We start from the raw sequence: 15,142 nt of genomic DNA, 5'->3' as shown, positions 1-15,142 counted from the left end.
ATGAATGATGCCCAAATTGAGTTTGAGATTAAGAGAAATATTAAGATTGTTAGGGATGTTTTCAAAAAAACTATCTATTTGCGTTATTAATTTTTTCAGGGTTTTGCCTTGTATCAAAAACATCAGTAATTAATATGCCTTCTTTTATAGGTCTATAAATAATTTTAAAATTTCCACTAATGAGATATTTATGGTTTTGATTTAAAACTTTTAAGGCGTTTTCTTCGGTTCCAGAATTAGGAAAATTTACTAACTGTTTTGTTGTAGAAAAAATATCTTTTTTTATATTATCAGCAATTATTTTATTCGCTTTCTTTTTGTAATAATAATGAATCTCTTTCAATATTATTTTAGCAAAATCAGACCAAATTATTTCCATTCTACCAATTTTTACTTTCCTTTTCTAAGTCTTCTTGAGTAGAATAGTTTCCTTTATTATAATCTAAATTAGCTTCTTCTGCTCTCAAAATTAGTTCTTCTTCAGTAAATATTGATAATTTAGAACCTTTCAATTCTAAAACAGATTCTTCTATCTTCTCAAACAGATTTTCATCTTTTAGAGAAACTAAATATTCTATTAAACTTAATTTTCTTGCTTGAATATTCATAAATAATTATTTGCTTTTCAAAGTTACGAAAATAAAAAGTAAATTTAAATCTAAAAATAAATATAAATAAATGATGTCTACTTTGAGTTAAAAAGAAGGAATAGAGTATGTTTAGTTAAGATTTGTTTCGTTTCTAAAAACTAAAATACACAATTGCTTTAAAGTAATTGTGTATTTTTATAATATTATAAATTCTTTATGTTTTAAAAAGGAACATCATCACTTCCAAAAGCATCTTTCGGGTCCACTCCTCCTTGTCCTGCAAAAGGATCTTCAGGGAAATCTGCATTCATAGATGATTGGAATTCACTACTAAATCCTTCTTCTAAATCTGAGAATTTTGCTAAATGTCCCGTAAATTTTAAACGGATATTTTCCAATCCACCATTTCTGTGTTTTGCAACAATAAATTCTCCTTGTCCCTCACATGGTGAATGATCATCATCATCCCACTCTGTCATTCCGTAGTATTCTGGACGGAAAATAAACGATACAATATCGGCATCTTGCTCAATTGCTCCAGATTCACGTAAATCAGACAATAAAGGTCTTTTAGATCCTCCACGCGTTTCTACCGCACGAGATAACTGAGAAAGTGCAATTACTGGTACTTCTAATTCTTTTGCTAAAGCCTTTAAGTTTCTAGAAATCATAGAGATTTCTTGTTCACGATTTCCATTAGATTTTCCACCGGCAGTCATCAATTGTAAATAATCAATTACAATAATTCTAACTCCGTGTTGAGATACCAATCTTCGTGCTTTTGCACGTAAATCAAATACAGAAAGAGACGGTGTATCATCAATAAAAATAGGCGCATCAGATAATTTCTTAACTTTTACGTTTAACTGTTCCCATTCGTGTGGTTCTAAGTTTCCTTTTCTTAATTTTTCTGATGTTAAGCCAGTTTCCGAAGAAATCATACGCGTAATCAACTGAACAGAAGACATCTCTAACGAGAATACGGCAACACCATGACCAAAATCAATAGCCATGTTTTTTGCCATAGAAATTACAAATGCCGTTTTTCCCATACCAGGACGTGCAGCAATAATCACTAAATCGGATGGTTGCCATCCAGAAGTTAAGGCGTCTAATTTGGTAAAACCAGTTGCCAAACCAGACATTCCTTCTTGGTTTCCAATTTCTTGAATTTTAGCCAAAGCTTGCTTTACTAAAGAACCTGCATCTTCAGAACTCTTTTTTAAATTCCCTTGGGTAACTTCAAAAAGTTTTGCCTCTGCATCATCTAATAAATCGAAAACATCCGTACTTTCATCGTAGGCATTTTCTATAATTTCACTAGAAATGGAAATTAATCTACGTTGAATAAATTTTTGAAGAATAATTCTAGCATGAAACTCAATGTGGGCAGAAGAAGCCACCTTTTGAGTTAAACGAATTAAAAAGAAATCACCACCAACAAATTCTAGTTTTCCATTCTTTTTTAACAAGTTAGATACTGTTAAAAGGTCAATTGGTTCAGAGTTTTGAAACAATTCGTAAATAGTTGCGTATATATCTTGGTGTTTCTGATCGTAAAAAGCATCGGCACTTAAAATGTCTATAACATCGTCAATACCTTTTTTATCAATCATCATTGCGCCAAGTACAGCTTCTTCTAACTCTACTGCCTGCGGCGGAATTTTCCCTTTCTCAAGTTGTACTAATCTTGATTTATCTATCTTTTTACCCGTAACAGGAGTCGTTTTTTCCATGGCTACAAATGTACTTTTTTAGGTTGAAATTGGTCTGTTAAACTTTGCTTTAATTTGTGAACATTTATTGTAAACAAAATTGTTATTATCTTGTTAATAACCAGTCAACTTCCAAAATGAAATGTTATTTTTACCAACAAGTTGAAAGTTTCAAAACAAGAATACCCTCTTTTTTGAATATATATAAACGCTTATTTAAGCCAAAATAGTATCCTTGAAAATTAATAAAAAACATTTAATACTTACAATTCTACTTCCAATTCAAATAATATCAATTCAATTGGCTGCAGAAAATGCTGCATTTATAGAAAAATACTATTCTAACGGAATCTACCCTCCTATTTCATCATTTTTTAGGATTATTTTAGGCTGGATTCCATTTTCTGTTGGTGATGTATTATTGGCTTTCGGACTCTTTATTTTTATTCGTTTTATAGTTAGATTGATAAAAGCCAGATTTAAAAACTTTATTTCCAAGATTATTCACTTTACAGCTGTTTTATCTGTCATCTATTTTTGTTTTTATCTCTTTTGGGGATTGAATTATTACCGAGAACCTTTGGCTAAAAACTTAAATTATCAACAAAACAAATACAGCACAGAACAACTTCAAAAAGTAACAGCACATGTTATTGAAAAGCTAAATGAATATCAATTAGAAATCACCAAAAACGATACCTTAAAGGTAGAAAATCCCTATTCTCAAAAAGAAATGTACACAATGGCCGTTTCTGGTTATGAAAATTTATCTAAAGATTTTTCGCAATTAAAATATCAACATAAATCTGTAAAAAGTTCTTTAATGAGTTTGTTACAATCCTATAATGGAACTGCAGGATATTTAAACCCGTTAACGGGAGAAGCACAAGTAAACGACAGACTTCCAAAAACTAGTTACCCAACTACAACCTGTCATGAAATGGCGCATCAAATTGGTTTTGCAGCCGAAAATGAGGCGAATTTTGTCGGTTTTTTAGCGGCAAATTATAATGATGATCTTTATTTTAAATATGCTAGTTATAGAATGGCTTTTGGGTATTGCATTTCCGAATTAAGAAAACGAGATAATTCTTTATCACAAGAAATTTGGAAAAGCGTTCACAAAGGAGTTTCTAAAGATTTTAATACGAGTTATGTCTTTTGGCAACAATATAAAAATCCGTTTGAACCACTAGTTAAAAAAGGATACAATGCCTATTTAAAAGCAAATAAACAAGACAAAGGTGTGCAGTCTTATAATTATGTGGTCGATTTATTTATCAGTTATTTTGATCGTAGTAATCAATTATAAAACTCTTAAAATTATGTTAAAATAACTTCTTTTAACATTTTACAAAATGGTTCTAATTATTTTAGAAACTTAATTCACTTTATACAACCTAACTTATATGAGAAAATTACTCTTATTTTTCTCCTTATTTGTAGCTTTTTCTATGCACTCGCAAGAATATTTCCCTACAAATACAGGTGTAAAATCAACATTTAACAAAACGGTCGCTTTTAAAAATGCTACTATTTATGTTACTCCTCAGAAAATTATAACAAAAGGAATTTTACTTATAAAAGAGGGTAAAGTTTTATCTGTAGGTAAATCTGTATCCATACCAAAAGGAACTGAAATTATCGATTTAGAAGGAAAAATAATCTATCCTTCATTTATAGATATGTATGCCAGTTTTGGAATTGAAAAGCCAAAAAAGAGTCCTTCTAGCAGAAGAAACGAAAAACCACAATATGATGCCACCAGAAAAGGTTTTTATTGGAACGATCATATTAGACCAGAAACCAAAGCTGAAAATTCTTTTAAATTCGATGACAAAAAAGCTACTGATTATTTAAAAGCTGGTTTTGGAGTTGTAAATACACATTTACAAGACGGAATTGTGCGAGGAAACGGAATGTTGGTTGCTTTAAACCCTAACTCCTCTGATGCGTATAGAATTTTAGAAAATTCGTCAGCTCAATATTTATCATTTAGTAAAAGTACTTTATCTAAACAAGCCTACCCTACTTCTAAAATGGGTGCTATGGCTTTATTGCGTCAAATGTATTTAGATGCAAAATGGTATGCAGATGGAAATGCTAAAAATAAAGACCAATCTTTAGAGGCTTTAAATGCAAATAAAAGTTTACTGCAAATTTTTGAAGCTGGCAGTTGGCTAGATATTTTAAGAGCAGATAAAATTGGTGACGAATTTAATATTCAATACACCATTTTAGGTGGCGGAGATGAATATGAAAGAATTGATGAAATTAAAAACACAAATGCTAGTTTAATTATTCCTATTAATTTTCAGGATGCCTATGATGTTAGCAATCCCTTAATTGCAAAACAAATTGCACTGGGTGATTTGCGTAGATGGAATCAGCAACCAACAAACTTAAGTGTATTAGCTAAAAACGGAATTAATTTTGCCCTAACTACACACAAATTAAAAAAGACAGACGACTTTCTAAAAAACTTACAGAAAGCTATTAAATATGGTTTAAACGAAGAAAAAGCATTAGAAGCTTTAACTACGATTCCTGCAAAATTATTAGGTAAAACAACTATTGGTAATTTAAATAAAGGAAGTTATGCTAACTTTATTATAACTTCTGGTGCTATTTTCGATAGCAAAACAACCATTTATGAAAACTGGGTTCAAGGTGATAAAAATGTTGTGAATGATATGGATATCAAAGATATTACAGGTGATTATACTATAAGCGTTAATGGCAAATATTATTCACTTATCATTACAGGTAAAGGAGCAAAACAAACAGGTGTTGTAAAAAAAGGAGATGAAAAATTAAAAGCTACCTTTTCTTTTAAAGACGGACGGATTCACCTAACAATTAACGATGAAGGTTACACAAGGTTGATTGGTCAAATTATTAATGCATCTAATGTAATGCAGGGAACTGCTTATGATGAGGCTGGGAATGAATCTGGTTGGTCGGCATCAAAAACATTTAAAAAAGAAGCTAAAAATAAAGAGCCTAAGAAAAAGAAAGAGGATTTAACTATTTTACCCATTAGTTATCCGAATATAGGTTTTGGTAATTTTAGCTTACCAAAACAAGAAACGATCTTAATCAAAAATGCCACCGTTTGGACTTCTGAAAACGATGGGATTTTAGAAAATACAGATATTTTAATTAAAGAAGGAAAGATTGCTGAAATTGGTAAAAACTTAAAGTCTAGAGCCGCAAAAACAATTGATGGAACCGGTAAATACGTAACCGCAGGTATTATAGATGAACATTCACACATTGCTACATCTGCTGTAAACGAAGCTGGTCATAATTCTACTGCAGAAGTTTCTATAGAAGATGTTGTAAATCCTAATGACATTAATATTTATAGAAATTTAGCAGGTGGCGTTACCTCTATTCAGATTTTACATGGTTCTGCAAATCCAATTGGTGGGCGCTCTGCAATTATCAAACTAAAATGGGGAGAAAATGTTGAAGGACTAATTTATAAAAATTCTCCTAAATTTATAAAATTTGCGTTAGGAGAAAATGTAAAACAATCTAATTGGGGAGAAAGTAATACTATCCGATTTCCGCAAACTAGAATGGGAACAGAACAAGTTTTTATAGATTATTTTCAAAGAGCAAAAGAATATGATGCTTTAAAGAAAAGCGGAAAACCGTATCGAAAAGATATAGAAATGGAAACTTTAGCCGAAATTCTTAATAAAGAACGTTTTATTTCTTGTCATTCTTATGTGCAATCAGAAATTAATATGTTGATGAAAGTTGCAGAGAAATTCAATTTTAATATAAATACTTTCACACATATTTTAGAGGGTTATAAAGTTGCCGATAAAATGAAGGAACACGGTGTTGGTGCTTCTACTTTTTCTGATTGGTGGGCGTATAAATATGAAGTTTTAGATGCCATACCTTATAATGCGGCTATTATGCACAACCAAGGAATTACCGTTGCAATTAATTCTGATGACAGAGAAATGTCTAGAAGATTGAATCAAGAAGCTGCAAAAACAATTAAATATGGTGGAATGTCTGAATTAGAAGCTTGGAAAATGGTAACCATTAATCCTGCAAAATTATTGCATTTAGACAACAGAACAGGATCTATTAAAATAGGTAAAGATGGAGATGTGGTTGTATGGAGTGCTAATCCTTTATCTATTTACGCGAAAGCGGAAAAAACAATTATAGACGGAGTAATTTATTTTGATATTGAAAAAGATGTAGAGAAAAGAAAATCTATAAAAGAAGAGAAAAGTAAATTATTAAAAATGATGCTTTCAGAAAAAATGAAAGGTGGAAAAACTGTGATGCCTAAGAAAAAAAGCAATCAGAACTTTCATTGCGATACCCTATAATCATTTAAAAAATAGACAAAATGAAAAAACAATATATATTTAGTTTGATGTGTTTCTTATGCTGTTTAGGAAACATTACCGCACAACAAACACCTGCACCAAAGCAAACCACTGCTTTTTCTATTGAAGGAGCAACCGCACATTTAGGAAATGGAAAAGTAATTGAAAATTCACTAATCATGTTCGAAAATGGAAAAATTGCTTTTGTAGGTTCTGCAATGATGCGAATTGCAAGAATGGGTACCATTATAAATGCAACCGGAAAACATATTTATCCGGGGTTTATTGCCGCTAATTCCTCTTTAGGTTTGGTAGAAATAGATGCTGTAAGAGCTACAGATGATGAAGACGAAGTAGGTTCTATGCTACCACATATTAGAAGTTTAATTGCCTATAATGCAGAGAGTAAGGTAACAGAATCTATGAGGCCAAATGGTGTTTTTATGGGACAAATAACTCCTCGAGGTGGCACCATTTCAGGAACTTCATCTATTGTGCAATTTGATGCCTGGAACTGGGAAGACGCTGTTCTTAAAAAAGATGATGCCGTTCATATTAATTGGCCTTCTAGTTTAACTCGGGGTCGTTATTGGATGGGCGAAGATCCTGCTTTAAAGGAAGATGATAAATATGCAGAAAAAATTGCTAAGATTTCTACTTTCTTTTTAGATGCTAAAAATTATTTAAATAGTAACTCTTCTATAGAAAACCTTCCTTTTAGAGCTACAAAAGGACTATTTAATGGTACTCAAAAGGTTTTTATACATGTAAATGGTGAAAAAGAAATTACAGATGCCATTCAATCTTTTAAAAAATTAGGAATTAAAAACATGGTATTAGTGCATGCAAAAGGTGCAGAAAATGTAGCCAATTTATTGCTTCAAAACAAGATTCCGGTTGTTATAGAAAGAGCTCATAGAGTTCCAGATGCTGAAGATGATGATTACGACTTGCCGTATAGAAATGCTAAGATTTTAATTGATAAAGGTATTACAGTAGGTTTAGGTATGGAAGGACAAATGGAACGTATGAATACTAGAAATTTACCTTTTTATGCAGGAACCTATGCTGCTTATGGGATTGATAAGGAAGAAGCCTTAAAAATGATTACTTCTAATAATGCTAAAATATTAGGAATTGATGATTTAGTAGGTACCTTAGAAGTTGGTAAAGATGCTACACTATTTGTTTCTAAAGGTGATGCTTTAGATATGAGAGGTAACATTCTAACGGATGCTTTTATACAAGGAAGAAAAATTAGCTTAGAAACACATCAAACAAAACTTTGGAAACGTTACACTAATAAATACAAAACGAAATAACGTTATAAAAAAGGTTGTCTAAAAAAGAAGAATTTTGTCAATCTGAATTTATTTCAGATTCTTATAAAGATAGATTTTCGGTAAGTTCAAATACTGAAACAAGAATGTGGCAAGATATAATTCTTTAAAGACAACCTTTTTTAATTCTTTTATAGTCTAAGGTAATCTTAGAATAGTTTTTTCTAAAGAATTGTAACAAAAAAAAGCCCATCAATTAATTGATGGGCTTTTATAAAACTTTAAGTATATTTCTTAGATAACTTTTACGTTAACTGCGTTTAAACCTTTGTTTCCTTCTTGTAAGTCGAATTCAACTTCGTCACCTTCTCTAATTTCATCAATTAAACCAGAAACGTGTACAAAATGATCTTTGCTTACTCCTTCTTCAGTAATAAAACCAAATCCTTTTGTTTCGTTGAAAAACTTTACTGTACCTTTACTCATAATAATGTTGTTAAATTTATAATACTAATTATATTGCAAAGATGGTTCCATTTTTCTGATATACAACCTTATAATTGAATTCTTTTTTATTTTTTATTTTATTTATCATTTTACTCAACAAAACCTATCTATAAAATACAGTCTTTAAAAGCAATACTTACACTATTATCTTCTCAAAATAAATTCCTAAGAAAGTATCTACCTTATCTTTTATAGTATTAATGGAATGTTTTTCTTTCCTGTAAATTGTTACATTTTCTTCTACTCTATTTCTACTGATACTTTCTTGAACTTCAACAATACGTACTCCGTTGATATTTTCTAACAAATTTTTTAATCCAACATCAAACGAAGTATCACTTAAATATATTTTTAAGGTTTGTTCTTTTGGTGAATTTCTAATTTCAGTTCTAAATGCTAACATAATTATAAGTTTTAAGTGGTTCATAAATAATGTTACAAGAAAGTAACTTTTCTAAGTTACTGATTTTGTTTCATATGAACAAAAAAAACGAACAAAATGAACTATAAAAAAAGGAATACTTATGATTTTAGACCATTAGTATTCCTTTTAAAATTTTATTCTTACCTTAAAATAAGGTACTTTAAAATGCTACCAATCTATTGGAAAATAATCTTTTAAGAATTTACCCGACCAATGTTTTCCTGTATTAATTCCGTCAATTAAAGGATCCATAACTCTTGCGGCACCATCTACAATATCTAATGGTGGCTGAAAATCGTGCGTTTCTACTTTATGCTTAGATAATTCTGCAGGATCTTCATCTGTAACCCAACCTGTATCAACTGCGTTCATATAAATACCTTTCTTGGCAAATGTAGATGCAGAAGTATGCGTTAACATATTTAAGGCCGCTTTTGCCATATTTGTATGCGGATGTCTGTCGACCTTTTTAAATCGATGGAACTTCCCTTCCATCGCAGTTACATTGATAATGTGTTTTTTACCCGTATTTTCTTTCATCATTAAATTAGACAAACGATTACACAATACAAACGGAGCCACAGCATTTACCAACTGTACTTCCACCATTTCTGTAGTTTCTATTTCTCCTAATTTTAAACGCCAACTGTTGGTTTTTCTTAAATCTACTTGTTGTAAATCTGCATCTAATTCGCCTTCCGGAAAAACTTCTGCCGTTTGTAATGAATTATCAAAACTATACGGAATTTGAGATAATTCAGCAGAGTTTCTTAAGCCTATTCCTGGTTCTGGTCCGTGCCAAGTAACTGGCAACACATTATTTTTATCGGTTTTAGCAGTAGATACACTTAAGCTAGACAATTCTTCTAAACAACCTTCATGATCCTGTAATAACCTTTGTGCTAACTTTGGTAATTGATCTATCGGTTTCTTTTCGTTTTCCATTAAATGGTGATAAAAACCAGACGGACGTCTTACAGTTTGCGCTGCATTATTAATTAAAATATCTAATCGATCGTATTTTTGTTCTATATAATTACAGAAAATCTCTACACTTGGTATGTGTCTTAAATCTAAGCCGTGAATATGCAAACGATGACTCCAATCTTTATAATCTTCTTCTTTAGCAAAACGAATCGCTGAATCTGCAGGAAAACGAGTTGTTGCCACAACGGTTGCTCCAGAACGTAAACACATTAACGTAATATGATATCCGATTTTTAATCGAGAACCTGTAATAACAGCTACTTGACCTTTTAAATCTGTTGTTTGAAAACGTTTTGCGTAATTTAAATCGCCACATTCTGTACACATCGTATCGTAAAAATGATGCAACTTGGTAAAAACCTTTTTACAGACATAACAATTTCTAGGCGATTCTAATTCTGGTGTATCTTCATTTAATTCTGCTGCTCCTAATAATTTTGGTGCAACAAATAATGCTGCTTCTCTTGCAGAACGTATTCCGGTAGATTTTCTAGCGTGTTTATCGCTTTCAATCATTTTACGTTTTGCTGCTTTTTTAGCGTCTTTACGTCTGCGCTGAAATTCATCACGATTAGGACGAGACAATTCGCCAGCAACTTTAAAAAGTGCGACTCTTTGCTCCTCTGGCAATTCAAAAAGTTGATTCGTGTCTTCCAATAACTTTTGAAGGGTATTGATACACGAACTTACCTCTGTATTTAATTCTTTATTACTCATATTCTTACACTTCGTAAATACGTACTTTTTTCTTTTTTAAACGAGAGTTGTTTAGTTTCTCTATCAATTCTTCTGTTAATGTTGATGGAACTGCCACAAAAGCACAATCTTGTTTCAACTCTATTGCACCTAATTGATCTTTGCTTAATTTTCCTTGTTTTATAAACAAACCAGCAATATCTCCTTTAGAAATTTTATCTTTTCTACCTCCAGATATAAATAAAGTTTCCCAAAAAATAGGACTTCTTTCTGCTTGTTTAGAAATATCTTGTACATCAGCATTTTTAATGAAATCTGGTAAACGCTCGTCTTTCCATTTTAAAACAAAGGCTGTTCCTTCTGCAGAAACTCTTGCTGTACGTCCATTTCTATGTGTAAATTCTTCTACGGCTTGTGGTAATTCATAATGAATGATGAAACTCATTTCTGGCACATCAATACCTCTTGCGGCTAAATCTGTAGCTATTAATAATTGATTGGTTCCGTTTCTAAATTTAATCAAAGAACGTTCTCTATCTTTTTGTTCCATTCCTCCACTAAAACAACCATGTTTTATGTTCTTGCTCTCTAAAAATGTACTTACATTATTTATAGAATCCTTTAAATTACAAAAAACAATTCCTTGTTTATTCCCTAAATGATTTAGTAAATGTAATAAGGTATTCAGTTTATTTTTAGCCGGAGAAACTACTGTTCTTACTTGTAATTTAGATGTTACCGCTTTTAAATAATTAATTGTATTTGGTTTACTTAAACCTACAAAGTCAGGAATATCAACTCCTTGTGTTGCAGAAGTTAATATGCGTTTATTTAAAGATAATTGATTGATAATATTACGCATTTCATATTCAAAACCGACCTCTAAAGACTTATCAAATTCATCTAAAATTAACGTTTTAATATGGTCTTTAGAAAAACGATCGTTTGCAAAATGATCGGATATTCTACCAGGTGTTCCTATTAAAATTGCAGGAATATGTTTTAATTCTATCTTATCTTTAGACATCGGTCTACCACCATACACCGCATTAACTTTAAAACCAGAACCCATAGAACGAATTACCTGTTCTATTTGAATAGCCAATTCCCTAGAAGGAACTAAAATTAATGCTTGTACTTCTTCTAAATTTGGATCTAAAAATTCTAATAAAGGTAAAGAAAAAGCTAATGTTTTCCCTGTTCCAGTTGGAGAAAGTAAGATTACATTATCATTTTTGTTAATGGTAGCAATCGCTTCTTTTTGCATTTGATTTAACTCTTCAATCTGCAATTTTGCTAATATATCTTGTTGACTTTTAATGTTATTTGCCATACTTATTTCTTTTTTTTGTAAATGGTATCATTTACTTTTTTAATGATGTCTGGTTGAATAAAATTAAGAACTAACTTAAATATTTATAACTACCATTGACAGTTTATATAATTTACTGTTTACAAAAATCACCAAATAGATACATAGCTCACATAGTCTATGTTTTCTATGTTCCTATGTGGTAAATAATATTGTTTATTTCTTTTTCTTCTTTTTAATTACCGCTGTTTTTATCTTTGCACTAGCTGTCTGCGCTAAATAATTGGATAAAACTTTATCAACCAATTCTTCTTTGGTTAAATGATGAAAAATTGTTTTAATCTCTGCTTTTAAATCTTCTGAAATAGCACGATTTGGTTTTGTCTTAAATACTTTTTTAGCCCACAGAATGGTATTATTGTCTTCTATACTTTGTGCATCTGCTTTTTTGTATTCTTTAAAAACTAAGCCTAAATCTTCTTCAAATTCAGGGATTTCATCTAATTCTTCTGGTTGTATCACACTTAAAGAAAGTCCGGTTGCTCCTGCCCTAGCAGTACGTCCGCTTCTATGCACATACGTATCATACCTGTCTGGTAAATGGTAATTTACTACGTAAGATATTTCTTTAACATCAATACCACGAGCAGCCAAATCTGTTGCCACTAAAATATCGATATTTCCTTCTCTAAATTGTCCCATTACACGATCACGAATCCCTTGGGTTAAACTCCCGTGTAAAGCACCTGATGAAAATTTATTGATTGCTAAATTTTTGGCTAATTTATTAACGGCAGCTTTCGTTTTACAGAAAATAATTCCGCGTTCTCCTTCTTTAGTCGATAAAAAATGCATTAAAACATTCAATTTTTCGATGGGTTCTACCACTACATATTGATGATCGATTCCTTTATGTCCAACAGAATCCATATCCGTTTCTATATGCTCTACGTGTTTAGACATATAGTTTTGTATCAATTGCTTGATGGTTCCTGGCATCGTTGCGGTAAACAACAATGTTCTTCTAACATTCGGAATTTCTTTTATAATAGCATCTACTTCTTCCTTTAAAGCGCTTACCATTTCATCCGCTTCATCTAAAACAAAATAGTTAATTTTTGTAATATCAATCGCTTCACGTTTCATTAAATCTACCAAACGTCCTGGAGTTGCAACTACAATACTAGGATTCTTTTTAATCGCTTCAATCTGTGGTTTTATTGGGATTCCACCGCAAATAGATATTATTTTTTCCTTTTGTTCATCCGAAGAAAAAGAAAGTAAATTGTCATATATCTGATGACCTAATTCTCTAGTAGGAGCTAAAATTAAAACTTGAATATGTGTTTCGTCAGCCTTAATTTTTTGTAATAAAGGCAAACCAAAAGCAGCTGTTTTTCCTGTTCCAGTTTTTGCCAAAACCACCATATCTTTCTTTTTATGTAAGATAAAAGGAATGGTTTTTTCTTGAACCGCAGTAGGAACTGTAATTTCTAATTTTGCTAAACGTGCTTCTAATTCTTTATGAATTCCTAAAGATGAAAAGGTTTTTGACATTAAATATATTTTTTGCAAAGGTAGCAATATCGTTTTTGTTAATTAAAGAAATTATGGCTCGTGAATTTAAAATATTTTCATTGAAAATAAAATGATTAGAATAGTCCAAAATAAGCTTAAAATCGGCTTTTTGAATCCGTATATTTGTATTCTAAATTTATAGGAAAACCTTTTGAAACAAATAAAAGCATACTTAGAACAAATAGCCACCATATCTCAAGAAGATTGGGACTTTTTTACGTCTAAATTGCAACCTCGTGTTATTAAAAAGAAAACTGTTTTCTTAAAATTAAATGAAATCGAGAATCATATTTCTTTTATAGAATCTGGTGTGGTGCGTTTATATATACCGAAAGAAAATCCTGAGAAAGAAATCACCTTTGGTTTTAGCTTTAAAAATCAATTTATAAGTGCGTACGATTCTTTTTTAACCAGAAAACCTTCTGCTTATGAATTACAAGCGCTTACAGAAACCACTATTTTAAGTGTATCGTACACAGATTTACAAGAAATTTATAGAAAAACACAAATTGGCAATCTAATTGGAAGGTTAACGGCAGAACGCCTTTTTTTAATCAAATCTAGCAGAGAACAAAACTTACTAAACCTTACAGCAGAAGAACGTTATCTTAAATTATTTAAAGAACGACCAGAGCTTTTAAAAGAAATTCCGTTAAAATATATTAGTTCGTATATTGGTGTAACCGCACAAGCTTTAAGCCGAATTAGAAAGCGTATTTAATAATATCCTTGTTATCAAAAAGATTGGATTTGTTTCTTTATTTTTAAACCGAAGCGGTCTTTATTTTATTGATTTAGGTTCATTGTTTCACTTGTAATTGCTCGCTATCTTTGTAAAAAATATAAGTATGGCAGTAGTTATTTTTATTATAGTGCTTTGGTATGGAGGTTTGTTTTTTCAATCTTTCTTTTTACATCGTTATGCAGCACATCAAGTTTTTACCATGTCTAAAACCATGGAAAAAATCACCTTTATTTTAACTTGGGTTTTTCAAGGTTCTAGTTATTTAAGTGCGTATGGATACGGAATTATGCACAGAATGCATCATGCATATACAGATACAGAAAAAGATCCACACTCTCCTTCTTACGATGCAAATATGTTTGCTATGATGTGGAAAACAAAAACTATTTATCAAGATATTAACGAGCAACGCATTGCTATTGATGACCGTTTTACTAAAAATGTACCACAATGGAAATCTTTTGATTCTTTTGCTGGCTCTCGTTTTTCTCGTCTACTTTGGATTGCTTTTTACATTTTATTCTTTGTCTTTTTTGTAACTGCTTGGTGGCAATGGTTGTTATTACCAATCGCTTTTTTAATGGCACCAATTCATGGTGTAATTATCAACTGGTTCGGACATATTTACGGTTATGTAAACTTCAAAATGAAAAATACAAGTAAGAATCTTTTTCTTTTCGATTTTTTAATGATGGGAGAAGGTTATCATAACAATCATCATAAACATGCTAGCAGCCCAAACTTTGGTGTAAAATGGCATGAAGTTGATATGACGTATCTAATTATAAAAGTTTTAAACTTTTTAGGACTTATTAAATTAAAAGCTATTAAGATTAAAAATTAATTGATTTGTAAAATATTATTTTACAGAAATTAAAAATATTTATCTTGTATTAAGATTAAAATTATTTTAGGTTTCTAGAATCCATTTAAATTAGAAAATACGA

General features: G+C 30.8%; 13 protein-coding genes. 5 read left to right on the top strand and 8 right to left on the bottom strand.

What is annotated here, in order from left to right; all coding sequences use genetic code 11:
* Positions 1-70: 70 nt before the first annotated feature.
* From MPF19_RS05130 to dnaB, 3 genes are all read right to left on the bottom strand, one after another.
* Positions 71-379, bottom strand: a complete 309-nt coding sequence (locus MPF19_RS05130; protein WP_203392917.1) for a type II toxin-antitoxin system RelE/ParE family toxin — start codon at positions 377-379, stop codon at positions 71-73.
* Position 380: 1 nt separating this feature from the next.
* The gene (locus MPF19_RS05125; protein WP_203392918.1) at positions 381-608 is read right to left on the bottom strand and encodes a hypothetical protein; all 228 of its coding nucleotides are present in this window, start codon (positions 606-608) and stop codon (positions 381-383) included.
* Positions 609-811: 203 nt separating this feature from the next.
* Entirely contained in the window at positions 812-2,326 is a 1,515-nt protein-coding gene (dnaB, locus tag MPF19_RS05120) for a replicative DNA helicase (RefSeq protein ID WP_203392919.1), read from the bottom strand.
* Positions 2,327-2,540: 214 nt separating this feature from the next.
* Here dnaB and MPF19_RS05115 point away from each other — a divergent pair, with 214 nt between their 5' ends.
* The 3 genes from MPF19_RS05115 (at position 2,541) to MPF19_RS05105 (ending at position 7,988) form a co-directional block, all read left to right on the top strand.
* Positions 2,541-3,617 carry a DUF3810 domain-containing protein gene (locus MPF19_RS05115; protein ID WP_249987059.1) on the top strand — a complete coding sequence of 359 codons (1,077 nt, stop codon included), beginning with the start codon at positions 2,541-2,543 and terminating at the stop codon, positions 3,615-3,617.
* A gap of 97 nt (positions 3,618-3,714) precedes the next feature.
* Entirely contained in the window at positions 3,715-6,666 is a 2,952-nt protein-coding gene (locus MPF19_RS05110) for an amidohydrolase family protein (protein ID WP_249987058.1), read from the top strand.
* Between the two features lie 20 nt (positions 6,667-6,686).
* A complete protein-coding gene (locus tag MPF19_RS05105; protein WP_249987057.1) occupies positions 6,687-7,988 on the top strand; it encodes an amidohydrolase family protein in 1,302 nt (433 codons plus the stop codon).
* 252 nt (positions 7,989-8,240) lie between these two features.
* Here the strand turns inward: MPF19_RS05105 and MPF19_RS05100 are convergent, their stop codons facing one another.
* From MPF19_RS05100 to MPF19_RS05080, 5 genes are all read right to left on the bottom strand, one after another.
* Entirely contained in the window at positions 8,241-8,432 is a 192-nt protein-coding gene (locus tag MPF19_RS05100; protein WP_087519757.1) for a cold-shock protein, read from the bottom strand.
* Between the two features lie 157 nt (positions 8,433-8,589).
* Entirely contained in the window at positions 8,590-8,856 is a 267-nt protein-coding gene (locus MPF19_RS05095) for a hypothetical protein (protein ID WP_203392923.1), read from the bottom strand.
* Positions 8,857-9,045: 189 nt separating this feature from the next.
* A complete protein-coding gene (locus MPF19_RS05090; RefSeq protein WP_203392924.1) occupies positions 9,046-10,581 on the bottom strand; it encodes an SDR family NAD(P)-dependent oxidoreductase in 1,536 nt (511 codons plus the stop codon).
* 4 nt (positions 10,582-10,585) lie between these two features.
* On the bottom strand, positions 10,586-11,893 hold the full coding sequence (locus MPF19_RS05085) for a DEAD/DEAH box helicase (RefSeq protein WP_249987056.1): 1,308 nt from the start codon (positions 11,891-11,893) through the stop codon (positions 10,586-10,588).
* Between the two features lie 195 nt (positions 11,894-12,088).
* Positions 12,089-13,429, bottom strand: a complete 1,341-nt coding sequence (locus MPF19_RS05080; RefSeq protein WP_249987055.1) for a DEAD/DEAH box helicase — start codon at positions 13,427-13,429, stop codon at positions 12,089-12,091.
* Between the two features lie 172 nt (positions 13,430-13,601).
* Between MPF19_RS05080 and MPF19_RS05075 the strand changes: the two genes are divergently transcribed.
* Positions 13,602-14,171, top strand: coding sequence for a Crp/Fnr family transcriptional regulator (locus tag MPF19_RS05075; protein WP_249987054.1), 570 nt, complete (start codon positions 13,602-13,604; stop codon positions 14,169-14,171).
* Positions 14,172-14,298: 127 nt separating this feature from the next.
* Complete coding sequence (locus tag MPF19_RS05070) at positions 14,299-15,039, top strand: acyl-CoA desaturase (RefSeq protein ID WP_249987053.1); 741 nt, start codon at positions 14,299-14,301, stop codon at positions 15,037-15,039.
* The last annotated feature ends 103 nt before the right edge of the window (positions 15,040-15,142 follow it).

Source organism: Polaribacter sp. Z014 (assembly GCF_023555435.1).
Classification (GTDB): Bacteria; Bacteroidota; Bacteroidia; order Flavobacteriales; family Flavobacteriaceae; genus Polaribacter.
The sequence above is the reverse complement of the archived record's forward strand: the minus strand, read 5'-3'. Positions and strand labels throughout refer to the sequence as shown.